19 protein-coding genes are annotated in these 24,008 nt (G+C 58.5%); 13 read left to right on the top strand and 6 right to left on the bottom strand.

Features of this window, described 5'->3' with window-relative positions; genetic code table 11:
- Positions 1 to 101: 101 nt before the first annotated feature.
- From H0921_RS03200 to H0921_RS03230, 7 genes are all read left to right on the top strand, one after another.
- The gene (locus H0921_RS03200) at positions 102 to 3,473 is read left to right on the top strand and encodes an efflux RND transporter permease subunit (RefSeq protein WP_194536550.1); all 3,372 of its coding nucleotides are present in this window, start codon (positions 102 to 104) and stop codon (positions 3,471 to 3,473) included.
- The gene (locus H0921_RS03205; RefSeq protein ID WP_194536551.1) at positions 3,463 to 4,818 is read left to right on the top strand and encodes an efflux RND transporter periplasmic adaptor subunit; all 1,356 of its coding nucleotides are present in this window, start codon (positions 3,463 to 3,465) and stop codon (positions 4,816 to 4,818) included. The genes H0921_RS03200 and H0921_RS03205 overlap by 11 nt, the downstream gene beginning before the upstream one ends.
- A gap of 64 nt (positions 4,819 to 4,882) precedes the next feature.
- Positions 4,883 to 5,758: a dTDP-4-dehydrorhamnose reductase gene (rfbD, locus tag H0921_RS03210; protein WP_194536552.1), complete on the top strand. Its 876-nt coding sequence runs from the start codon at positions 4,883 to 4,885 to the stop codon at positions 5,756 to 5,758.
- Positions 5,759 to 5,870: 112 nt separating this feature from the next.
- The gene (locus H0921_RS03215; RefSeq protein WP_228498912.1) at positions 5,871 to 6,182 is read left to right on the top strand and encodes a FeoA family protein; all 312 of its coding nucleotides are present in this window, start codon (positions 5,871 to 5,873) and stop codon (positions 6,180 to 6,182) included.
- On the top strand, positions 6,170 to 6,424 hold the full coding sequence (locus tag H0921_RS03220; protein ID WP_194536553.1) for a FeoA family protein: 255 nt from the start codon (positions 6,170 to 6,172) through the stop codon (positions 6,422 to 6,424). Before H0921_RS03215 ends, H0921_RS03220 begins: the two co-directional genes overlap by 13 nt.
- A gap of 93 nt (positions 6,425 to 6,517) precedes the next feature.
- On the top strand, positions 6,518 to 8,785 hold the full coding sequence (gene feoB, locus H0921_RS03225; protein ID WP_194536554.1) for a ferrous iron transport protein B: 2,268 nt from the start codon (positions 6,518 to 6,520) through the stop codon (positions 8,783 to 8,785).
- A 45-nt stretch (positions 8,786 to 8,830) separates the two neighbouring features.
- Positions 8,831 to 9,076, top strand: coding sequence for a FeoB-associated Cys-rich membrane protein (locus H0921_RS03230; protein ID WP_194536555.1), 246 nt, complete (start codon positions 8,831 to 8,833; stop codon positions 9,074 to 9,076).
- Positions 9,077 to 9,227: 151 nt separating this feature from the next.
- Here the strand turns inward: H0921_RS03230 and H0921_RS03235 are convergent, their stop codons facing one another.
- The 3 genes from H0921_RS03235 to H0921_RS03245 all read right to left on the bottom strand — a co-directional run bounded on the left by H0921_RS03235 (position 9,228) and on the right by H0921_RS03245 (position 12,464).
- Complete coding sequence (locus tag H0921_RS03235; RefSeq protein ID WP_194536556.1) at positions 9,228 to 11,000, bottom strand: hypothetical protein; 1,773 nt, start codon at positions 10,998 to 11,000, stop codon at positions 9,228 to 9,230.
- A 181-nt stretch (positions 11,001 to 11,181) separates the two neighbouring features.
- Positions 11,182 to 11,898 (bottom strand): hypothetical protein, encoded by a 717-nt coding sequence (locus H0921_RS03240; RefSeq protein ID WP_194536557.1) that lies wholly within the window; start codon positions 11,896 to 11,898, stop codon positions 11,182 to 11,184.
- The gene (locus tag H0921_RS03245; protein ID WP_194536558.1) at positions 11,895 to 12,464 is read right to left on the bottom strand and encodes an RNA polymerase sigma factor; all 570 of its coding nucleotides are present in this window, start codon (positions 12,462 to 12,464) and stop codon (positions 11,895 to 11,897) included. The genes H0921_RS03240 and H0921_RS03245 overlap by 4 nt, the downstream gene beginning before the upstream one ends.
- Positions 12,465 to 12,793: 329 nt before the next feature.
- Between H0921_RS03245 and H0921_RS03250 the strand changes: the two genes are divergently transcribed.
- The 5 genes from H0921_RS03250 (at position 12,794) to clpX (ending at position 19,600) form a co-directional block, all read left to right on the top strand.
- Positions 12,794 to 14,527, top strand: a complete 1,734-nt coding sequence (locus H0921_RS03250; RefSeq protein ID WP_194536559.1) for a SpoIIE family protein phosphatase — start codon at positions 12,794 to 12,796, stop codon at positions 14,525 to 14,527.
- 65 nt (positions 14,528 to 14,592) lie between these two features.
- Positions 14,593 to 14,916, top strand: coding sequence for an ATP-dependent Clp protease adaptor ClpS (locus tag H0921_RS03255; protein ID WP_194536560.1), 324 nt, complete (start codon positions 14,593 to 14,595; stop codon positions 14,914 to 14,916).
- A gap of 200 nt (positions 14,917 to 15,116) precedes the next feature.
- Positions 15,117 to 17,504 carry a S9 family peptidase gene (locus H0921_RS03260; protein ID WP_194536561.1) on the top strand — a complete coding sequence of 796 codons (2,388 nt, stop codon included), beginning with the start codon at positions 15,117 to 15,119 and terminating at the stop codon, positions 17,502 to 17,504.
- A gap of 207 nt (positions 17,505 to 17,711) precedes the next feature.
- Complete coding sequence (locus H0921_RS03265) at positions 17,712 to 18,095, top strand: SHOCT domain-containing protein (RefSeq protein ID WP_194536562.1); 384 nt, start codon at positions 17,712 to 17,714, stop codon at positions 18,093 to 18,095.
- A 212-nt stretch (positions 18,096 to 18,307) separates the two neighbouring features.
- Positions 18,308 to 19,600: an ATP-dependent Clp protease ATP-binding subunit ClpX gene (gene clpX, locus H0921_RS03270; RefSeq protein WP_194536563.1), complete on the top strand. Its 1,293-nt coding sequence runs from the start codon at positions 18,308 to 18,310 to the stop codon at positions 19,598 to 19,600.
- Between the two features lie 155 nt (positions 19,601 to 19,755).
- On the opposite strand, the gene H0921_RS03275 is transcribed toward clpX, so the two are convergent.
- The 3 genes from H0921_RS03275 to H0921_RS03285 all read right to left on the bottom strand — a co-directional run bounded on the left by H0921_RS03275 (position 19,756) and on the right by H0921_RS03285 (position 22,407).
- Complete coding sequence (locus H0921_RS03275) at positions 19,756 to 20,214, bottom strand: TIGR03067 domain-containing protein (RefSeq protein WP_194536564.1); 459 nt, start codon at positions 20,212 to 20,214, stop codon at positions 19,756 to 19,758.
- A gap of 191 nt (positions 20,215 to 20,405) precedes the next feature.
- Positions 20,406 to 21,116 (bottom strand): alpha/beta hydrolase-fold protein, encoded by a 711-nt coding sequence (locus H0921_RS03280; protein ID WP_194536565.1) that lies wholly within the window; start codon positions 21,114 to 21,116, stop codon positions 20,406 to 20,408.
- 40 nt (positions 21,117 to 21,156) lie between these two features.
- Complete coding sequence (locus H0921_RS03285; RefSeq protein WP_194536566.1) at positions 21,157 to 22,407, bottom strand: tetratricopeptide repeat protein; 1,251 nt, start codon at positions 22,405 to 22,407, stop codon at positions 21,157 to 21,159.
- 285 nt (positions 22,408 to 22,692) lie between these two features.
- On the opposite strand from H0921_RS03285, the gene cbiE reads away from it, so the two are divergent.
- Positions 22,693 to 23,991 carry a precorrin-6y C5,15-methyltransferase (decarboxylating) subunit CbiE gene (gene cbiE / locus H0921_RS03290; protein ID WP_228498913.1) on the top strand — a complete coding sequence of 433 codons (1,299 nt, stop codon included), beginning with the start codon at positions 22,693 to 22,695 and terminating at the stop codon, positions 23,989 to 23,991.
- Positions 23,992 to 24,008: the final 17 nt, after the last annotated feature.

The raw sequence follows: 24,008 nt of genomic DNA on the forward strand, positions 1-24,008 counted from the left end.
TCGCACTTCCAGTAGCAAAATCCTACCGCTTGGATTGCTCACGTCATAGGATGCTGGAATAATAATCAGCAGCGGTTCTTATCATCCGAGTGGCGAAAGCGATGAATCCCATAACTGCGGCACTGCACCGGCCGATCACCGTTTTGGTCGCAGCAGTGGGTGTTGTATTCGCCGGGGGGCTAGCTTACAGCCGGATGCGGGTGGACATTTTTCCGCCTCTCAATTTGCCGGTGATCTATGTGTGCCAGCCTTATGGCGGAATGGACCCGCAGCAGATGGAGGGCCTCATTGCCAACTACTATGAGTACCACTTCCTGTACATCAACGGGATTCACCATGTGGAATCCCGCAATGTGCAGGGCATGTCGTTGATGAAGCTGTTTTTCCATCCGGGCACGGATATGGCCCAGGCCATGAGTGAGACGGTGGGATACGTCAACCGGGCGCGAGCGTTCATGCCGCCGGGCACAGTCAATCCATTCATCATGCGTTTTGACACGGGCAGCGTTCCGGTAGGCTATCTGGTCCTTTCCAGTGAGACACGCACGATCGATGAGATTCAGGATAAAGCTCTCTTTCGAGTCCGGCCCATGTTCGCGGCCATTGAAGGAGTGAGCGCTCCCCCACCATTTGGCGGGAGTCAGCGGACGATTGTGGTCCGGCTCGATCCCCAGCGGTTGAAAGCCCATGGATTGTCAGCTGACGACGTGGTGCAAAAGCTCAGCGACGGAAACACCATCGCGCCATCGGGTCAGATTCGGGAAGCCATGCGAATGCCTTTGGTACCCAGCAACGCGATGGTAGTGCGGCCGGAGGAGCTAGGAGCTATCGAAATGCGGCCGGGTATCTTCCTGCGCGATGTTGTCCAACAGGACCCGGTGACCCATCGACCCATGATCGACGATGCCAGTGACATTCCCACAGGCTACGCTCTGGTCAACGGCAAACGGGCGGTGTACATACCAGTTACCAAGCGGGCGCAGGCCAGCACTTTGGAAGTCGTGAAGAATGTCCGTGCCAATCTGCCCAAAATGCAGGCCGAATTACCGGACGACATCCACGTCAGTTTCGAGTTGGATCAATCGCCGTTCGTCACCCGCGCGATGCAGAACGTCGCCCTGGAAGGCCTGATGGCGGCTCTCTTGGTCGGCCTCATGGTGTTACTCTTCCTCCGCGACTGGCGGAGCGTGATCGTTGTGGTCCTGAACATTCCGCTGGCTCTAATTGCCGCCTTGGTGGCCTTATGGCTCAGTGGGCAGACGATCAACCTGATGACGCTGGGTGGACTAGCCCTGGCGGTTGGTATCCTGGTCGATGAAGCTACGGTGGCCGTGGAGAATGTTCACGTCCATCGGGCGCGGACGCCATCGTTGGCCTTGGCCGTCTGGCGAGGGGTGGCAGAAACAGCGGTGCCGCGACTTCTGGCCATGCTCTGCATCCTGGCAGTTTTTATTCCTTCTTTGCTGATGCCCGGAGCGGCTGGTGCGCTATTCCTCCCCTTGACCTTGGCCGTTGGATTCGCCATGGTCGCCAGCTACATTCTTTCCAGCACCTTCGTTCCGATTCTGTGTGTGTGGCTTCTGACCCCCCCCACACACACCTCTTCCACCCTGACCATATCAGATCGCCCTACCCGCTGGCGCCGGGCGGTGCTTGCTCCGGCCGCCTTTCTGGTCCGCTGGCGGTATGCGGTTCTTCCGTTCTATCTCCTCGCCACAAGTAGCGCCATGCTCCTCCTTGGACCCCGCTTGGGCATGGATATTTTCCCGCAGGTTGATACAGGAACTTTCCAATTGCGCCTGCGCGCTCCTACCGGAACCCGGATCGAAGAAACCGAAGCCCTCACTCAGGAAGCTCTCCGCTTTATTCAACAGGAGGTGCACAAATTGGGAGGCGAAGTCGCCATTTCCTTGGGATACGTAGGGGTGGTCGGTTCCAGCTATCCGATCAACGCCATTTATCTGTGGATGGGTGGGCCGCATGAATCAGCCATACGCATTCAATTGCGGCCAGGATCAGTCTCTCTTTCCGAATTGCAGTCGCATTTGCGAGAAAAGCTGCCGGGCCACTTGCAGAGCTGGCTAGCCGCCCGCTGGAAACAGCCTCGCTACGTCTTGCCCGATGCCGTTGCAGAGCAGCGCGCGCGGGAAGTGCAAGTCTCGTTCGAGCCTGCCGACATTGTCAACGAGATTATGAGTTTCGGTGCTCCGACGCCGGTCGAGATTCAAATCGCCGGAGCCTCCCTTCCCAGCAACCGTCTTTATGCGGAACATTTGCTGAACCAGCTCCGTTCGCTGACAGCTTTACAGGATTTGCAATTTGTCCAGACGCTGGATTATCCCACAATTCAAGTTCAGTTCGACCGGGAAAAGCTCGCATTCAGCGGAGTAACGACGGCGGAAGCTGCACGAGCTATGGTCCCCTTTACTTCCTCGAGCCGCTTCACGGTGCCAAACTACTGGCGAGATCCCTCCTCCGGCATCGGGTACCAAGTCCAGGTGGAAGTCCCCTATGCCCTGGTGCAGCAGGCTCGCGACCTGGAGCTAATCCCCGTATCGGCAAGTGGTACAAACACAGTCTACCTGCGGGATGTGGCCCAGGTGAGCGAAGGGGTCATGCCTGGCCAGATCGACCGGTACAACATGAAGCGCGTAGTCAGTTTGATGGCCAACATCCAGGGAAGCGACTTGGGTAGAGTCCGCCGGCAACTCACTCAAGCTATCACTGCGGCCAATGCCAGCCTCTGGTCCCCTGTGGACGGTTTCGCACCTCCTGGCCAACGGCTGTGGAAAAATCGGATCAGTCAGGAAGTGAAAGCATCCGCTGAACCTCCCGATCACCCCCCACGTGGCATCAGTGTAGACATCCGCGGGCAAATCACGCCCTTTCAGGAATTGTTCCGGAACCTGACCTTGGGCTTAGCTGTGGCGGTGGTGGTAATTGTTTTGATGCTCGTGGCCTATTATCAGTCGCTGCGTCTAGCGGTTGCGGCTGTCGTACCCATCGCCGCAAGTTTGGTCGGCGTGACAGGAGTTCTGCTCATCACGGGCACGACACTCAATGTGCAGTCGTTCATGGGGGCCATCATGGCTGTCGGAGTGGTTACGGCTAATGCGATCCTGTTGGTGACATTCGCGGAGCGCGCCCGGCAAGCGGGTCAATCCGCTCCTGAAGCCGGCCTGACTGCCCTGCGTGAGCGGATGCGTGCCATTCTGATGACCAGCACCGCCATGATCGCCGGCATGCTGCCCATGGCGTGGGGTTTGGGAGAAGGAGGTGACCAAACTGCACCCTTGGGACGGGCGGTGATTGGGGGATTGGTCGCGGGCACAGCCACGACCCTGCTTGTGCTACCAGCCATCTTCGCCGCTGTGATGGGTCACTCTCCGGCCCGTTCCCCTTCCCTTAGCCCTTTCCATCCGGAGAGCCGGTATTATGACTCCTCTGCCCAGGAGAGTTCCCATGCCGCCTAACCGCTGCTTCATCCCGCTGGTTGCTCTGTTGAACCTGCTTGGGCTGGGTTGCAGCCGCTCGACACCCGCCCCTCCTCCGAACCCCACCACCGTTGCCCCTGACATCACGGTGATAACGCCCCAACAGCGCTCGATCACCTGGACCATCGTTGTGCCTGGAACCACCCAAGCATTTGAGGAAACAGCCCTCTGCGCCCGCATCCCTGCTTATGTACGGTCCATTGCGGAAGACCCGGACAAACGTAACCATCCCTCCTACGACCGAGGTATTGATATCGGAAGTCGGGTCAAAGCCGGGCAGGTTCTCGCCGAGCTGGCTGCCCCCGAACTGGAGGAGGAACAGAAGCAGAAAGCGGCATTAGTCCGGCAAGTGGAAGCGGAAATCTTACAAGCGCAGAAAGCGTTAGCAGTGGCTGAGGCTGCCGTCGCTGCCGCCAAAGCCCAAGTTGTCCAAGCGCGCGCTGCCGCCACCCGTGCCCAAGCTCTCTATGACCGCTGGCACGCCGAAATGGAACGGATCAATCGCTTGGTCGCCAGCGGACTGATCGATACGCAAACGCGGGATGAGACGCTGCATCAATTCCAGGCAGCAGAAGCGACCCGGCAGGAAGCGAACGCCCAGGTCCAGTCCGCTGAGGCAGCAGTGGCGCGTGCCATCGCGGAGCGGGATAAAGCCGCTGCCGATATCGCTGCTGTTCAAGCCCGGCGGGAGGTAGCCCGTGCCGAAGAGCGCCGCCTCGCGGCCCTGTGCAGCTACTGCCGCCTGGTGGCTCCCTACGACGGGGTCATCACCCGGCGCTCGGTGCACCCCGGCGATTTTGTGACCCCAAACCAGCAGCAACCCCTGTTTACCCTGTCTCGCATCGACCCTGTCCGTGTGGTGCTGCAAGTGCCCGAAGCTGACGCCGGTTGGATCCGTGAAGGACAAATGGTCCAAGTAACGCTGCCGGGGGATAGCACTTCCCTGCGCACTGCCCCTGTGATTCGCACAGCTTGGTCGTTGCAAACACCGTCACGCACCCTGCGGGTCGAACTCGATCTGCCCAATGCGGATGGCCAGGTGCGGCCCGGTATGTACGTTTCCGCTCGTATCCCTGTGGAATTGCCCCCCCATTGGTCCGTTCCATCGGCGGCGATTGCAAGGATTCAGGATGAACCGGTCATGTACCTGGCGGAAAACGGCAAAGCAGTACGTGTGGCCGTGCAACTCCATCGGGGCGATGGCCGCTACATTCAGATTCTCCGTTATCGTCGATCCTCTGCCACCGAATGGTCTCCCATCACTGGACAGGAACGCATCGCCATCCCTGCTACCGCTCTCACCGACGGCCAAGCCTTGCCGTAGCCCTGCCGATGTCTCATACCACGCATGGAACATCCCTTTGATTGGACCGAGGGGGAGAAGGAACATGCGTGCTGTGGTGGTAGGCGCTGGCGGTCAGTTAGGACAGGAAGTGTGCCGCCATTGGCCTGGCGAGGTGATCCCGCTCAGTAAAAACCAGTGCGATCTATCGCGTGAGGAATCGGAGATCCTGCAAGCCCTCCAACTCCATCAAGGCGAAATTTGCATCAATTGTGCGGCTTACAACTTCGTGGATCGAGCGGAATGGGAGGTATCCGCGGCTTTCGCTGTCAATGCCTGGGGCGTCCAAAAACTGGCCGCCGCCTGCCAGAAACTCCAGATGCGTTTGGTACATATCAGTACGGATTACGTCTTCGGCTTGGACCATTACACTAGTCCCATCGGCGAGGAGGCTGCTCCTGGACCCGTCAATATCTACGGACTGAGCAAACTAGCGGGGGAATATCTGGCCCGCCAAGTGCTGGGTGAGCAGGTTCTGATCATCCGCACCTGTGGCCTGTACGGCCACCGAGGTTCCGGAGGAAAAGGGCGGCATTTTGTTGAGACGATGTTGCGATTGGCTCAGCAAAAGCAAACCCTCCGGGTCGTAGACGATCAAATCTGCACCCCCAGTTATACTGCGGATGTTGCAGAGGCTCTCATCCGCTTGGTGGAGCGGCGTGCTGGCGGCATTTACCATGTGGTCAACAGCGGCTCCTGCTCTTGGTACGAGTTTGCCCAAGCGATCTTCCGGCTCACGGGTCTTTCCCCCCGCCTCGAGGCGATCCGTAGCGCGGATTACGGAGCCGCGGCGCGCCGCCCCCATTACAGCGTCCTGTCCACGGCGAAAATGCAGCAACTCGGTCTGCCCCCCCTACGCCCTTGGTCAGAGGCACTCGCCGCCTACTTGACAGAGATCGGTTATGCCACTGCGAACCGATAAGCTCGCTCCCACTCTGATCAGCCGAATGCTTAGGGCGGAATCTCCGAGCGAAAAAAATACACCAAGTCCCGGTTTTCCCCTTGACGAAACAGACTCAAAGGCCGAATACTAGATGAGACAGGATCGCAACAAGCTGGATTTCCGGGTGGCCGACCGGGCAGTCAACTTGAATGCGGGAGCCAAATTGATGGTGCTACCCTTGGACATGCTACAAGCCGGGGAATGGGGCGAGGTGGCCGAAATCGCGGGCCAATCCCCCTTGCTGCAACGCTTGGCCGAAATGGGCTTGCGGACGGGTTGCCGGATACGCATGGTCCAACCGGGTACGCCGTGTCTTCTGGACCTCGGTGGGTGCAAGCTGTGCCTACGGGCAGACGATTGTTCCCACATTTACGTACGGGTGGTTTCTCCATGCAACCGTTGAGTGCTTTCCAGCGTGGCGAGTATGCCCGAATCTGCCAAATCAGCGGCCCGCCTGGCGTGGTCCAACGACTTTATGAATTTGGCTTACTCGAAGGTCAAATCGTAGAGATTCTAGGCTTCGCACCCCTGGGAGACCCCATGGAAATCCGCGTCGGTCAGACCCGCCTCAGTATCCGCAAGGCGGAGGCGGCAGGGATATTGGCGGAACTGTGTTCCAACCCGCAGGCCCTCACAAGCTCTTGAGGCTCAGATAAACCAGGAACAGAAAGCCCCAACCTCTACATCCGTCGTAACAAACTCTCTTCCCTCCGCCCTTTGCGACGTCGATCCACTCCCATGACTACCAAAGCACCTACGCTTACCGTTGCACTGGTCGGCAATCCGAATACGGGGAAATCGACCTTATTCAATGCTCTTTCTGGACTGCGCCAGCGTGTCGGTAACTATCCCGGTGTGACTGTCGAACTCAAAAAAGGGACGGTCCGGCACGGCGAACGTGTTTGGGAATTGATCGATCTTCCAGGGACCTACAGCCTGGCACCGCGCAGTCCGGACGAAATGGTGGCCGTGGATTTGCTACTGGGCCGGCATTCCCACGAACCCGCCCCGGACGTGATCATCTCGCTGGTGGATGCTACCAATCTGGAGCGACACCTGTATCTGACGACCCAATTGTTCGATTTGGGCCGGCCTGTTGTGCTCGCTGTGAACATGATCGACATGGCGGCAGCCCAAGGCTTGCAGATTGACTACGCCGCACTGAGCCAGCGTTTGGGTGTCCCCGTAGTGCCAATCCAAGCGAACAAAGGGGTCGGTCTGGACGAATTGCAACGGGCCGTGGAAGCCGCCGCAGAGAAGAACCAACCGCCCCCACCAGTCCCTTTTCCGGAACCTTTCGAGCAGGAAGTGGCTCAATTGCGACCCCTCGTGGGCGAAGCAGTACCCCCGTTCCTCCTTCGGAGAGCTTTGCTAGATGTTGGGGGAAGTGTCGAAAGCGACCTCATCGCCCGGGGCGGGGAGGCCGTCCGGCAACAGTTGCACGCTGCGCGGGAACGCTTGGCAGCAGCTCAGTGTCCTATCCCCGCTATCGAAGCACGCACACGTTACGCTTATATCCGCTCCCTATTGCACGGGGTGGTCGCTGCACCTCCTCAGCGAGTCCGCACTTGGACCGACCGCATCGATCAGATTCTGACCCACCGCCTCTGGGGTACCCTCATTTTCTTAGCTCTTATGTTCCTCATGTTCCAGTCGATCTTCCGCTGGGCTAGACCGGCGATGGACCTGATCGACTCTGGACGTGAGGCCGTCAGTGCCGCTCTGCAAAATGGGATGCCGGAAGGTCCGCTCCGCAGTTTGCTCGTGGATGGGGTAATCAAAGGTGTCGGGGCTGTGCTGATTTTCCTGCCGCAAATTGTAATCCTCTTTGGGTTCATCGCCGTCCTTGAGGATTGCGGCTACATGGCCCGCGCCGCCTTCCTGATGGACCGCTTGATGAGCCGATGCGGCTTGAGTGGTAAGTCATTTATCCCCCTGCTTTCCAGCTTAGCTTGTGCCGTACCAGGGATTCTCGCCACCCGTGTGATCGAGAATACCCGCGATCGTCTGGCCACCATCCTGATCGCCCCCCTGATGAGCTGCTCGGCCCGCCTGCCCGTTTACGTTTTGCTCATCGGAGCCTTCCTGCGGGAAGGTTATCCTTCCTGGCTTCCCGGCGTGGTTCTCTTTGCGATGTACCTGGTCGGTTTCACGGTAGCACCGCTGGTCGCTTGGACCCTCAAACGCACCCTGTTGCGTGGCGACACACCGAGTTTCGTCCTGGAATTGCCGCCATATCGCCGTCCTCACCTCGGCCTGATCTTCCGCCGGATGTACGACGCCGGTCGGGCTTTCGTGGTCCGTGCCGGAACGATTATCCTGGCCGCAATGATTCTGGTCTGGGCACTGCTTTATTTCCCGGACGCCGATGCTCAAGGCCGCTCCTATCCGCAACGGATTGCTGAAGCCGAAGCCGCCGTAGAGGAACTCCAGAAACAAACTTCCCACGAAGCAGCAGGTCCCGACTCCGCCGGCCACCCGCCGCAGGATGCCGTTACTCACCAGATTCTCACGGAACCCAAGCGTCTGATGGCCGAATGGAAACGCCAGAGCTGGCTGGGCCGCATGGGTCTGGCGTTGGAACCGGTCTTCCGCCCCTTGGGTTGGGATTGGAAACTCGGAATGGCCGTCCTGGCAAGCTTTCCCGCGCGCGAAGTGGTGGTCGGCACCTTAGGACTGATCTATGAAGTCGGGGATGTCGATCCGGGAGCAATCGCGGAGGAAGGTAATGAAGAGACGGAACAAACGGCCAGCCTGCTGCATGCCCTCCGGCAGGAATGGGCCAGTGATCCTGTGCGCGGGCGATACCCGATCGCCGTCGCCCTTTCTCTGATGGTCTTCTTCGCTCTCTGCTGTCAGTGTGCATCCACCCTCGCTGTCATCCGGAGAGAGACTCACAGTTGGTTCTGGCCGGCTTTCACCTTCGTATACATGACGATGTTGGCCTACGCTGCTGCGCTGCTCACATTCCAAGTGGGAGCTGTCTTGACCGATTGGTTGACGTGACGCTTTTGACCCCTGTGTCCACCCTGCTCCCCAGAGGGTGATTCGATGGACCTGTCCCTGCCTCCCCTACTCGGCGCGACCCCTCCGGCACTCCTTCCCCTAACGCTCGATGTCCAATGGCTTCTGGTCGATCTACTCGTGGCAGGTGCTGCCCTCTATGTAGCATGGAGCCTGTGGCGTTCCTGGCGGGGAAAAGCCGGCTGCGCCTCCCGCTGCCACTCTTGCTCGGCTACTGTGGAACCGCCAGAGTCTCCGCCATCCTCCACACGTTTTCCCCTGAAGCAGTTGTGACGATACGGCTGGCCCGTAATGGCAGTCCCCCCGTTGGCACAAGATGACAGACACAAGATAACAGCCCCCCGGCTCATGGTTTGGAAAAAGTGAAGAGCGTTTCGGACCACGACTTGGAAGACCCGAAAGGCGGTAAGACAGGACAGCGGGGTCACTTTTCCGGTTGCAAGGACCAGCGCATTTGGCAACGGAGGGTCCAGCACATTCGCTGTTCCTTGCGTTCATACAACAGGTGCACGGAGTCGACGGGTTCCAGTAGCACTGCCAACCGCCGGAAGTGTTCATTCAACTCCTTCTGGTCCATTCCGAAAAGCGGGGCCAGAGAACGCGCCAAATGCTCCGACCGCTGCTGGAGATATGCTTGCACACGGCGGACATCGAAAGTAGCGACGGGCCAAGCTTGCGATGCGGAGGAATTCGCCACGGTTGGGCCTTTTGCAGTTTGCTGTAACCGTTGAGCCAGACGTTGCAAAGCCACGGGCGAACTGGCCAGGATGAGATGATCCTCAATCACGGCAAAGCAGGGGGCCACTCCTGGCGGAAAACCGCGCTCGTTGACTAGCATGCCAGATAGTCCCGCTTCGCCAACCTTTGGTTCCATCCAAGTGATTTGGTCGGCATGGGTGGCATTGTACTGGACGCGCCAAGCGTGGAAGGCAAAGGTGAGGGCCTGACAGAGAGCGCGGGCTGCTCGCTGACGTTGCCCCTTCTCGCCTTGCAAAGAAACCACCGCCGCCAAAATCGGTAAATCATTTTCCACCGCAGGTGGCTCCAGCCACACCGCCCAATGGGGTCCCAAACATTCACGCACAGCGGGGAAATGATCCCGGCCCACAAGCGGCCCGACCGCTTGCTCCAGCCATTGGGAAAGTGGTCGCTGATCCTCGTGGGGCAGGAGCACATCCAAGCGGTCCAGCCAATCGGCCAACCGGCCATAGCCTTGCACGGCGAGCCAAGCATCTGGTGGCAGGAGATGCAGCGAGGCTGGCTGAACGGGTGCAGACCACCACTTTTGCCACGGTTGAGGCAAACGTTGCGGTGTCACTTCCAGCAGGAGGTGCAAATCCACACCCCGATGGAGATGCAGGCCGAGAGCCACCGCCTCAATGCCTGACCATACCTGAGACCAACGCAGCAGGAGGGCTTTCTCTTGGCCTTGGGCTTGTTCCATGCGGCGCGTCCATTGGGCGTCCCAACTCCGCGGCTCCACCGCTACGATGGCTGTCATGTCGTTCCAACCCCAGCGCTGCCAACGCTTCCTCCAGGGCGTGGCAGTTTCAGAAGCATCTAAGCGCCGCAAAGCCGCTTGCAACTCGCTCTCCCAAGGGGAAAAGAGGAACAAGCCGTGGGAAAAGGCGTAATACTCCGCCTCGCCTGGGCCTTTTTTCCGCACGAAGTACGTCCATGGGCCTTGCTGACGTTGTTCGACTGCGGATACTTCTCTGGATTGAATTTGCAACTCGTTGAGTCGCTGGACGAGAGCTTGCAAGCGAGCCGGGCGCCGCGGAGCGATGACCAACAAGCTGCTCTGAGGGCCGGCTGGCTGTTCTCCGGCCGGCGTGTAAGCAAATGCCACGACGCGTCCAAACACATCTTCCAATAATTCCTCCGGTGTGGTTTTTAGCTCTCGCAGAACGAGTTCCACGGTTTGCTCCACCTGGTGGAAAGGTATGGCAGCTTGCAATTCCCGCCCGAATTCGGTCTGAGGAAACACCTTCAGGAACGGGGAGCTGCGAAGCTGCTGCCAGTGCGTGTGGAGGTCCTGGACATAGAGAACCAGCGCTGCCTGAGGCGGAAGGCAGCGCAAGACCTTCTCGCGCGAAGCTGCCAGAGCTGGCGGTTCCTCCAGAGCCAGGGCTGATGGCGAAAAACCGATCAGGAGCACCAACGCCGCGGCTCTGACAAACAATCCCTTCCGCTTCACCGGAGCACTCCTCCATTCCACCCTCTCTTGGAGAGGGCATCTATCTCAGCATGCCACAGCGGGGCGAAGCGATTTCGGGGTTGCACCGCTTGTGCGGTCCCTCGCTGAGGATTATGGTTCCATGGCAAAATGTGGGGAAGGAGTGTGGTTGCGCGGGAATCCCTCCCCCAGCCATTCCCCTTCAGGATTTCGGGGAAGGTGGTTGCCAAGCAGCCAAGTCCCGGAGGAAGCAATCGACGGCTTTTTGGGTGGTATCCTTGACCGGTTCCAAGCCGGTGCGCACGGAAGTTAGCAACAAGCCTCCCCACGGCGGCGGTTCGGAAGGCGGGGTGGCCGGGAGGGGATCAGGCCAGCGGGGCCAGGTTGGTTCTGCCCAATCCGTGATGCTCTCCAGGACTGTGCCAGCCGCCTGGGACAAAGTCTCATGGACACGCAAGGTCGGCTTGGCAGGTTCAACGTGGGTATTTTCCTCCGACGCTGATACCGAAGTCTTAGCCCAAGGTGAGGGCGAGGAATGTGTGGAATTGTTCAACTGCATCCTCATCCCGATGCTCAGGAGTACGGCGGCGGCCAGAGCGGCGGCGGTAGCGGCCAGCCAGCGGCGGAATCGGCGGCGGTAGTGGGGGACTGCGCGTGCCCTGAGAACAATCTGCGCGGCAGCAGGTGAATCGGTTTGGGAGACAAAGTCTGTCAGAGGATGGTGCAGCGCCGTCAGAAGTAAACGGCCCGCCAGCCAACGTTCCCGGCAATGGGAGCAGCATTGTCGATGCGGCAGGCTGAGCACTTCGGCTCTTTCCCAAGGGAATTCACCATCCAGGCACTCTTGCAATAGAGCGATCACGGCTTCACAGGGACCGCTTTCCGGCAGAGGCTCTCGGTCTTCCCATTGGCTGATCATGCCAAACCCTCCGGCGGAAGAGGCGGACCCGCCCCCTCCACCCAGCCCCCAGCCCGTAACTGATCCAGGATTTCCAAGCGGGCGCGATGTAGCCAGGTTTTGATCGTACCGACAGGGCGGGCCAAAGCCGCGGCGATCTCCTCGTATGAACACCGCTGCTCATGAAACAAGACGAACACTGTGCGATGCTCGGGACGCAGTCGTTCCAAAGCCTGCAGGATGGCCGCCCGCAACTCGGCGGTCTGATCCTGTTTCCGCGGGTCAGCCCGGTCCGCCAAATACTCCACGGGATGGGGCCGAAGCGAGCGGCGCCTGAGCCATGTGCGGCAACGGTTGATCGCAATGCCGATGATCCAAGGCTGCAGGGGCCGCTGCTGATCCCAGCTCCGCAGACTGCGGAAGACCCGGACAAAAACCTCTTGGGTCACATCCTCTGCGTCATGCCGACAACGCAACAGGCGGCAACAGAGACGGTACACGAGCGTGTGGTACCGCTCTATTAGCTCGCGATAAGCCGCCGTATCACCGTGGAGACAGCGACGAACCAAGCCGCCTTCGTTACTCACGTCGGCCTCATCTACTGCACTATACCCTGCTTCTCACCCCGGAGTTTCACCCAATGATTCGCTGCACGGGGAAGAAAAAGCTCTGCTACTGGAGGCATTCGCCTGCCGCACCAACTTCTTTGGGTCTCTGCTTACATAGTACATTTTCTCACTCCTGCTTCTACTGATTTTGGCGAGTTGGTCCGGGGTATCCGGTTCTGCTTCTGCCTCCATTGCCCGCAGCAACAACTTGCGAAGCCGTTGCTGAGGCTATAACATCCAAAAAGGGAGGTCACGCCGGTGTTGTGGGGCGTGTGACCGGATTGACCGATTCCGTGGGATTCGCCACCATGCCCAAGCTTGTCCTGCTCAAAGCACCGGATGGTCCCGCACCGCACCGCCACATCCTATTGACTGGTGAGCCGCAAACGATCGGCCGTGATGCCGACCGTTGCCAAATCGTTATTCCCCATGCTTCTGTCAGCCGGGAACACGCCCGGATTACCCAAGAGAACGGCGTCTTTTACATCGAAGACCTGAAAAGCCGCAATCACACTTTCGTCAATAGTCGGCAGATCACGGAGCGCACTCCTCTCCAGCCGGATGACCGCATCCGCATCTGCGATTACCTTTTCGTCTTCCAAGCGGACACACAAGATCGTCCCAGTCCTTTGCCGGACTACATGCGTAAGGTCAAAGGTACCGAGGCTGGGGAAGAGGCGGTCCAGGAAATCAGCACGATAGAAGCCAGCGGCAACCAGGACAGCGTCCGCGACTTCCTGCAAGTGGCCCCCTCCGAACGCCTGCGCGCCTTGCTCGACATCAGCCGTTCCCTTTCCCTGACCCTGGAACTGGAACCGTTGCTGACACAGATCGCTGATGTTCTCTTCCAGGTCTTCCGCCAGGCCGACCGCTGCTTCATTCTGCTCAAGGAAGACAATCACCTGATTCCCAAGGTCGTCAAATCCCGGCGGCCCACAGATGAGACTCCTCGTTACAGCCGTACGGTTGTCCGCAGGGCCTTCGAAACGGGACAATCTTTTCTTACGGAGGACGCCTCCTTAGACACCTCGCTGGGCAGCGCGGCCAGTATCGCGGAACTCCGCATCCGTTCCGCTATGTGCGTCCCCATGATTGGAATGGATGGCCAACCCCTCGGTGCCATTCAGGTAGACACGTTGGATCGCGGGCGCAAGTTCACCCAGGATGATCTGCACCTGCTCACCATCGTCGGCAATTTAGCGGGTGTCGCGGTGCAAAAAGCCCATCTCTATGAACAGAATCTCCAACGCCAGCGAGAAGAGAGGGAAATTGAGCTGGCGCGAAAAGTGCAATTGGGCCTGCTGCCCCATAAGCCGCCGAGCATTCCGGGATATGACTTCTACTCCTACTACAGCCCGGCCCGGATGATTGGCGGGGATTACTATGACTTCATCCCGTTGTCCGACGGCCGGTGGGCCATTGTCCTCGGTGATGTGGCTGGTAAAGGTGTGCCAGCGGCTCTCCTGGTTGCCAAACTCTCATCGGAAGTTCGCTACCACCTGTTGACGCATACCGACGTCGCCCAAGCTGTCGCGAAACTCAACAATCACCTCATTCAGGCTGGTTTGCAGGATCGGTTCATTACTATGGTGGTCATCGTTCTAGACCCCAATACGCACCAGTTGACGCTGGTGAATGCCGGTCATCTCAGTCCCAAGTGGTCGCAAGCCTCTCGGCGGGACTTATGCGACTTGGGCCAGCCGGAAAACCAGGGTTTACCCCTCGGAGTACTTCCGGATTTCCTCTACGTCGCTGAGACCTATCACCTCGACGCAGGGGATACAATCACCCTCTTCACGGACGGAGTCACCGATGCTTTGGACCGAGAGGGAGAGTTTTTCGGAATGGGGCGTGTTGATTATGTTCTCCGCCCGGATGTGGACGATGGCCCGCAAACCTTCACCGCCCAATTCCGCGGCCGCCAACTGGTGGATGCCGTCCAAACCCACTCTGCCGGCCGGCCCCAGAATGATGACATTGCCATCGTTTGCTTCGGGCGCCTGCCGGACCACTATGAACCTCCGAGTGCCAGCTATATTTGAACTGCCTGAACTCAGCGAAGCGGATAGCATTCCCCGGAAAATCCGTTTCAGGAGGTGTGGAGCTTATGAGTACGGTGACCTTACCGGAAACCGATGTGGACACCCAGCAACAAACACGACGCCAGCCGCCGTACCATGTTATCTTGCTCAATGACGATGACCATACCTACGAATACGTCATCATCATGTTGAAGGACCTGTTCGGCTACCCCCTGGAAAAGGGGTACCAATTGGCCAAAGAAGTGGACACCCGGGGGCGAGCCATCGTCTGTACAACCACTCTAGAACGAGCGGAATTGAAACGAGATCAAATTCACGCCTACGGTCCCGATCCACGCATTCCTCGCTGCAAAAGTTCCATGCGGGCTATCATCGAACCGGCAGAGTAAGACCATACGCCATTCGCATGGAATGAAGTCCCTCTCTGCTCGTCTCCCTCTGTCGCAATCAGAACCAAGAGCGTTTTCGTGCCTTTCTCCTTCAGTCTCTGCCCCGGAAATCTCAACTTCTTCTCCGCTGGGAGGTCGATATGATGTGTCCTAGCTAGTCTTTATAACAGCGGCAGCATTCCGTAGGGAGGGAGATACTCATGTCAATGGTGTATCCTTGGCGCGGGTGGCTGCTAGCCCTGGGGTGTTTCTGGGGCTTACTCGCAAGCGGACAGGAGGATCGCCTCCTCCCTGCGTCAGTCACAAGCATGCAAAAAGGGAAGCAAGGCATCCCACGAGTTTATAAGGCACGCGTGGAGCCGCATTGGTTTGCCAATGAGAGCAAGTTCTGGTATCGCAACGATCTACCCCAGGGTAAAAGGGAATACTGGCTGGTGGATGCCCAGCGGGGGGAGAAACAGCCAGCCTTCGACCACGGGCGCCTGGCGGCAGCTCTGAGTCGCGCCGCCCGGCAAACCGTGACAGCCGATCGCTTGCCCATCGATACCCTGGAATTCAGCGAGGACTTGGGCACGCTCCGTTTCACCGCTTTGGGCCGCCGCTGGTCCTGCGATCTGAAAGATTACCGCTGCCAAGATCTGGGTCCAGCACGCCGCTCCCCTGCCCCGGAAAGTCCCACTCCTGCGAGTCCCTTACCGGAAAGTCCTATTATTTTGCAACAGCCAGCTTCAGACGATCCCTTGCTGGATCCAGCGGATCCTGACAATCCGTTCTTCGATCCACTCGCCGTCAGTGTGCGTTCGGTCCCAGAGGTCTTGTCCTCACTCCAGCAACCTCCGCGACTCGACGAGCGGCCCGTGCGTTCCCCGAACGGCCAGTGGACAGCCGCCATCCGTAATGCCAACATCATCCTGCGAGATGCGCAGGGGAAGGAAATAGTCCTTACCCGTGACGGCAAGGAAGGCAATTCCTACGGCCTCTTGCAGTGGTCGCCCGACAGCCGCCGTCTGGTAGCCTTTCGCATCGAACCGGGCGACCGCAAGGAAGTTTACCTCATCGAATCCTCGCCTCCTGGAGGAGGACGGGCCCGGCTGCACACCCGCCCCTACATGCTTCCTGGCGATAAATACCCGCGTTACGAACTGCACCTGTTCGATGTGGACCAACTCCGCGAGATTCCGGTCCGCGCCGACCCCATCGATTTCGGCTTCCCCCGCCTCCGCTGGGGCCGTGACGGCCAGCGCTTCACTTACCAACAGGTAGACCGGGGACACCAGCGGTTCCGACTGGTCGAAGTCGACGTCCGTCAAGGCGCTGTCCGCCACCTCATCGACGAGCGCAGCCAAACTTTCCTTTGGACAGCCCACACCGAAAGCATGGGGGTCCCGCTCATCACCTGGTTGAACAAAACCAATGAGTTGATTTACGCCTCCGAAAAAAGCGGCTGGCGGCATCTATATCTCATCGACGCCGACACAGGCCAGGAAAAGAACGCCATCACTCACGGCGAATACGTCGTCCGCGGAATCGACTTCATCGACGAAGAGCGCCGGGAAATCTACTTCCGCGCGAGCGGACGCCGCCAGGACCAAGACCCCTACTTCATCCACTACTACCGCGTCAAGTTCGATGGCAGTGCTTTGACACCTCTGACTGATGGCAACGGTACGCACACGGTACAATTCTCTCCCTCTCGCCGCTATCTGATCGACACTTACAGCCGAGTGGATCACCCCCCCATCACTGAGCTACGCCGTGGCAGCGATGGCACCCTGGTGTGCCGGTTGGAGGAGGCGGACATCTCAGAATTGCAAGCGAACGGCTGGCAACCTCTAGAACCGTTTGCTGCCAAGGGACGCGACGGGCGGACCGACATCTGGGGCGTCATCGCTCGTCCCCGCAACTTCGACCCCCGCAAAAAGTATCCGGTGATCGAATCCATCTATGCCGGACCGCAGGGGGCGTTCGTACCCAAAGCCTTCAGCCCCGTTTCCCGCTACCGCTTCCTGACCGAACTCGGCTATGTTGTGGTTCAGATCGACGGTATGGGTACTGCCTTCCGCTCCAAGGCGTTCCACGATGTGTGCTGGAAGAACCTCAAGGATGCCGGCTTCCCCGATCGTATCCTCTGGCACAAGGCCGTGGCCGCTCGATACCCCTGGTACGACATCTCCCGCGGTGTCGGCATCTATGGCACTTCCGCTGGCGGACAGAATGCCCTCGCCGCTCTGCTCTTTCATGGCGACTTTTACACCGCTGCCGTCGCTGCCTGCGGCTGCCATGATAACCGCCTGGACAAGGCCAGTTGGAACGAACAATGGATGGGGTATCCCGTCGGCCCGCACTATGCCGCTTGCTCTAATGTGGACAATGCTCACCGGCTCCAGGGCAAGCTCCTGTTGATCGTTGGCGAGATGGATACCAATGTTCCCCCGGAGAACACCTATCGAGTCGTAGACGCCCTGATCAAAGCCAACAAGGATTTCGAGTTGCTAGTCATTCCCGGCATGGGGCATTCGGATGGCGGCCCCTACGGCCGGCGCCGTTTGCAACAATTCTTCCTCCGCCATCTACCCCCGCCTCCGTGAGTACCGGCTTTTTAGCTCAGCCGACGCACCTGCAAGATTCGGAGCACAAATCGCTTCCAAATCTGCTGGAGATTCCGGCCTAGCGCAACTCACCCTGCCGAGGAAAGAGATAAGGTAGGCTTTCCAGATGCCTCTCAGAAGGTTAGATTGGGGGCAAAGGAACCAACAGTTACAGGGCGGACATTTTTTCAGCAAACTGGGTGCGTCATGAGTTGGTGGGGATTGCTTCTGGCCCAAGTGGGACGGCCCGATAAGGACCCGCTCCGTCAACCGGAGGTGATCTGGGGGACAGTGGCTTTGGCCGTGGCCCTCTTTGCCGGGGCTTTCATCATCTGGCTCGTGGACCGCTGGCGTAAACGCCTGGGACAACAACAGGCCGCCTTTGACGAACTGACGGAGTATCGCCAGATGCTGGAAAACGGCGAGATTACCGAAGAGGAATATCAGCGCTTGCGGGCCAAAGTGTCCCGGCGCATCCATTCCGGGCTTCAATCCTTACCGAATGCGGGTGTTTCCTCCCCAACGGCAGCGCCATCCTCCACGCCGCCCCAACGGCCCACTGACGACCCAAATTCCGCCGCCCCTCCCTGACAGTCCCTTTGCTCAACGGCACCAAAGGGACAATCGTCATGAAATGAAGGCCTTTGGAACGGCAGGAACCTTTTTTCCAGAAAATCTCCCCAAAGACAGGTCGAAAACGGTAAGATGTGGCAGAGGGAGGATCGAGGTCTCTGTGACGCGCCCTAGAGATCTTACGGCTGGACCGAGCATCGACCCCAAACCCGAGTGACGATAGGAGTTCTATGCCTTCGGATCGCAGTTCCGATACCGGCGGACGGCGCCCTCCCAGTACCACGGGGCGTAACCGTAACGCCTTCTGTTCCTTCTGCCGCCGCTCCCACCGCGACGTGGGACCGCTTGTGGAAGGACCAGGGGAAGTGTACATCTGCGGCGAATGCATCGAATTGTGCCAATCGATTCTCGACCAGGAGCGTAAGCGCCGTGGGGGAAACCGCGGGCCGATTCACCAAATTCCCTCGCCGCGCGCCATCAAAGAGAAATTGGATGCCTACGTCATCGGCCAGCAGCGGGCCAAAAAAGTCCTGGCGGTTGCCGTCCACAACCATTACAAGCGGCTTAGTCTCGGCACGGATGTCCGGGATGTGGAAATTGAAAAGAGCAATATCCTGCTCATCGGTCCGACCGGCAGCGGCAAAACTCTCTTGGCACGCACTTTGGCCCGCATCCTCGATGTTCCCTTTGCCATCGGCGATGCCACCACCTTGACCGAAGCCGGCTATGTCGGGGAGGATGTCGAAAATCTCCTTCTCAAACTCCTGCACGCTGCGGACTTCGATATCGAAGCGGCCCAGCGAGGCATAGTTTACATCGACGAAATCGACAAGATCGCCAAAACCAGCCACAATGTCTCCATCACTCGCGACGTCTCCGGAGAAGGCGTCCAACAAGCCTTGCTGAAAATGCTGGAAGGCACCATCTCCAATGTCCCGCCTCAAGGCGGACGTAAACATCCGGAGCAGCAATACATCCAGGTGGATACCACCAACATTCTCTTCATCTGCGGGGGTACATTCGTTGGGATCGAGGAGATTATCAGCCGCCGACTCGGTCGCAAGACCATCGGCTTCGGAGCTGTCGGCGATCTGCATCAGGAACGCACTTTGGGCGAACTGCTCAACCAAGTCACGGCGGATGACCTGATCGAATACGGCATGATTCCGGAGTTTGTCGGGCGGCTGCCGGTCATCGCTCCGCTTGACCCCCTTGACGAAGAGGCGATGGTCCGCATCCTGACCGAGCCGAAAAACGCCCTGGTTCGCCAGTATCAGAAACTCTTCGAGATGGAAGGAGCGGAAGTGGAATTTGAACCGGCGGCCCTGCGTGAGATCGCCCGCTTGGCCAAGGCACGAGATACCGGCGCCCGAGGACTGCGCGCCATCGTCGAGGAGATCATGCTGGACTTGATGTTCGAACTGCCCGACATGGAAACCAAAGGCAAGCACATCATCACGGTCGATGTCGTTCGCGGCTTGCAAAAGCCTCAATGCTTACACACCAACCGCAAAAGCGCTTGATTTGGATTCTCTTGCAATTCCCCTCGCCAGTGAGGCGCACTGGTCGACCCCACGGGACGACCTCGCGGAACTACCGGCCTCTCCACAATTGAGTCGCTCGACTTTCTAGATCAGATCACACCTCTAGCCCGATAGTGCCTCGACAGGTCGCTCGGTCACTTGAGCTTTTCCAGCAGAAAGTACATGCCCTCCTTGCCACTGAAATCCACGGGCCGCTTGTCGCTCATAGCATAGGCCAGCTTGACCTGTTTGCCGTCGAAGGCCACGATGCCGACCGCCTTGCTGCCCTTGGTCCCTTCCGGCCCTTGAACGATGATCATGTCGATGCCGATCGGCTCCATGCTCGTGTCGAGTTGGTATTGGATGACAAATGCCGCTCCCTTGCCCTTGATAGTGATAGACTTGGCGTCGATGTGATATTCCGCCTTTCGGGCAGCCTCATCGAGAGGTTTGCCTTGGATTTTACCCTCCAAAAGGCGATAATTCCCTTCCCAACGCAACACTCCCCCCTGAGCCAATAGTGCCGGCGCGGAGAACACCGCGGCCATGTGCAACAGGCCCGCGACCAGCAACACCCCAGCACCCATACGCATGAGTGGTATGTACAAGGCCATATGTTCACCCCTGGAAAAGACCTTCCCAACTACCCACTAACACAGTTGACTTTATAAGAGCGTATCCTGGCCGGACACCAAACTCTTGTTTTCCCGCAAAAACAAGGCTGCTGCGCCAGGAAACGAAGATCGTAACCAACCCTCAGCGAGCGTTTCGGTTACTACCATGGCTTTCACGGGGAATACCCCCTTCAGATTAAACGGCGGGACAGTTGAGCGAACGCGCGGTCCAGGAAGGCGAAAAGATCAGGAAGGAAACTTTCCGGAGATCGCTGCTGGTCGAGGAGAGCCTGATGAGGAACGCCATGAGCGAGCAGTTTTTCTTGGAGCCGGTCATTACCGCGGTGCCAATAACTGTCGGGTGAACAAGCCAGGAAGAGGAATTCAGGCCAAGCGGTGCTTTTTAGGTGCATCAAGGCGGAGTCCCGGCGGGCTGCCTCCCGGCTGGGGTAGATGTCATCCAAAGGAGTGCCCCATCCCCAGGCATCTTGTAAGTCCATCGCTCCGTCAATGCTAGCCGCCACGGGGAAGACAGCGGGATGCCGGAGTGCCAACCGAATCGCTCCCTGCCCCCCCATGCCGAATCCCACGACGGCCAGCCGTTGGGGAGTGACCTGCCATCTCTCTTGCATCCAGGGAAGGACAGTGTTGAGGAGATGCTCTTCCGGGCTGATCGTGGGGTCGAAGAGCGGGATGGGATGCTGGAGCCACCAAGAACATCCTGAGGCGGGAGCCAGGCAACGCCAGCGACGCCGGGCCAGCATCTCCGTCCAGCCAGAGATCGCATCCGGAGGAGTGGCGCGGGCATCGTGGAGAAACAAAATGGCGGGAGATGCAGAGAAGAAAGATGGTTCGGCGCAGAGTGCGGGCTTGCCTCCGATCACCACCTCGTGCCATTGCATAAGGCCACATCCCACCTCGCCGCATTCCCCTTAGGACAGGCTAATCTTTTTTCCTGCCGCTACTGGATTGGCCTTCTCGTGCTTTCTTCAACTTCTCGCTGACCTTCCGCCGCCGCTCTCCATCTCGCTTGCTGATATCCTCGGTTTTCAGCCCTTTTTCCCACGCTGCGATGGCCTCCTGAACCATTCCTAGGGCCATGTAACAATCCCCGAGGTGATCCCAGATTTCCAGGTGCTGCCCTTCCTCTTCGTCCTCGACTGCCTTCTTTAGATATTCCAAAGCTTCCTTGTACTTCTTCTTTTTGAAGAGGACCCAACCCATGCTGTCGAGGTAGGCGGCGTTCTCGCGGACTTCGTCGATCTCTCCCTTGGCCTTGAGCTTCTCTTTCTCCTTGCGATCAAGTTCCAGAGCTTCGCGGATGAGTTTTTCGGCCTCGTCTAAATTTCGGTCGTGATCCGCCCAGATATAGCCGAGATCATTTTTGTAGGTGGCATTGTCGGGGTTCTTTTTGACGAGGATTTGCAACTGCTTGGTCGCCGAGTCCACATCTCCCGCATCGAGATACAAGGCGCTGAGGATGTAGCGGGTCCGATCCTTTTCCCGATCCTTGATTTCAGCTTTGAGGTCTTCGTCCGTATCAAGCTTGTCGAGGACCTGCTCGAAGGTCTTGATGGCATCCTTGTATTTCTCCGCCTCGCGTTCCACCCAACCCTTGAGGCGGAGGAAATACCAGGAATTGTTGGTCAGTTCCAACAGGCCGCGGGTGATCCGCATGGCTTCGTCGAAATCCCCCTTTTTGGCTTTGGCCTGAACCAGCCGCTCGATGATGAACGGTTTGACGCGCTCCAGTTCTTCCGGTCCTTTCAAATCCAGGAATCGTTCGCAGGTATCGATGACCTGATCGTAGCGTTTCATGTCGAAGTAGAGGATGATGAGATTTTCATAGGCGTCGATGATGCTTTCCGCACTTTTCTTGACCTTTTGAGCAAGTTCGAGCTGGCGTTCGTAGAGCCGTTCGGCGGCGTCATGGTTCTTGAGAGAGTGGGCTGTCCGACCCAAGATGGCAATGGCGTTATAGTTCAGTTTCCGACCGTTTTCGGAGTCGAGGATTTTCACGGCCAACTCAACCAGGGCTTTGGCCTTCGCTTTGTCCTGGCGGAGTTGACGTAATTTGACCTTTTGCAGCTCGTCGGTGGTGGCTTGATTGAGCTTGAGTAGCTCCGCCAAGAGGGCTTTGTCCCCGCTGTCCTGCGCCGCCGTGATCCGGCTGGCACGCGCCGGTGCAGCCATGATCAAAACCCCGGCTATCGCCGTAACGGTCCAAAACATTTTGAAGAATGGATTTCGCGCAAACATAAGTACCGACCCCCTCATGTCGCTGACGTTTCCTGGAATAGCTCTGATGCGATTGTAGCCGAGCAGCTTTCTTTCCGCCATGCCCCTTTGTATCAATCTTGCCCCACCTCCTCCCCTTCACCCTTGAGAGGGGGACAAAGCGAATCACCGTGTCTATGCCAACCAGAGGTCAACCCCGAAAGGTTCCGCTAACATCCGGCGCGGGTGGAGGGCCAACGTATGGCAAGTCAGGTTCCGGGAGGCGGCAACGTGGCCGTTTCTGAGAGTGGGAAACCAATGGTCACACGCATTCCCATCATCGGCATCGGTCCGGACGGCCTGGCGGGCATTTCCCCCCGGAGCCGAGAACTGCTGCAACAAGCGGAGGTGGTTTTCGGTTCCGAGGGGGCATTGCGTCTGTTGCCAGAGCTGGAGGCGGAACGGGTAGTCATTGGCAGCGATCTGCCGGGAGTAGTCGAGAGGATGCGCAGCTTCTTGGGCCGCCGAAACATGGCCATCGTGGCCCACGGCGATCCGCTTTTCTATGGCACCGCTCGCTATTTTTGCGAGAAACTCGGCCCAGACACTTTTGAGGTGATCCCGCATGTTTCCTCCATGCAACTGGCTTTCGCCCGCATCAAGCAATCCTGGGAGGAAGCTTATCTGACCGACGTATCGACCCGCCCCTTGGAGGAGATCATCGACAAGATTCGCACGGCAGAGACAGTGGGTCTGTTCACCAGCGAGGAGATTTCTCCCAGCCGCATTGCTCGGGAATTGCTAGCTCGCGGTATCGACTATTTCACCGTTTGGGTCTGCGAAAATCTCGGCGGCAAGGATGAACGGATCACGCATGGCGAGCTGGCGGAAATTCGCGATCTCTCTTTCCATCCACTCAACATCATGATTCTCAAGCGACACCCTGGCCGGCCTGACAAGCCGCGCAAGGGAGTCCGCCTCCGTCGTTTCGGCAATCCGGATGACGTGTTTGCCCAAACTCTTCCCAAGAGTGGTCTGATCACTCAAGCGGAAGTGCGCGCCGTGGCTTTGTCTCAACTCGACTTGCATTCCGGGGATGTGTTCTGGGATGTGGGGGCAGGCAGCGGCAGTGTGGCCATCGAGGCCGCCGGGCTAGTCTTTCCTGGTCCTAGTTACGCCATCGAGCAGGATGCCGCAGATTACCACTTGATCGTCGCCAATGCAGAGACGTTCGGCGTGACGAATGTCCGTCCCGTTTTCGGCACAGCTCCTGAGGTGTTTGCCAAGCTGCCGCCGCCCGATGCCATCTTCGTCGGAGGTAATGGAGGGGAAGTCGCTCGCTTGCTGGAAGCTTGCTATGCCGCCCTACGACCCGGAGGCCGACTCGTTACCAACGTAGGCACCCTGGAAATGATTTCGGCAACCTATCAGGTCCTCAAGCGCCTCGGCGGACGGGTCGAAGTGGTCTTGATGAATCTGGCCCGCGGTGTGGAACAATTGGAGTCCTTGCGCTTCGAGGCTGTCAATCCGACTGTCCTGCTCCGCATCGAGAAAACCTGAACCCTTGTTGGTAGCGA

The organism is Thermogemmata fonticola (assembly GCF_013694095.1).
GTDB lineage: Bacteria > Planctomycetota > Planctomycetia > Gemmatales > Gemmataceae > Thermogemmata > Thermogemmata fonticola.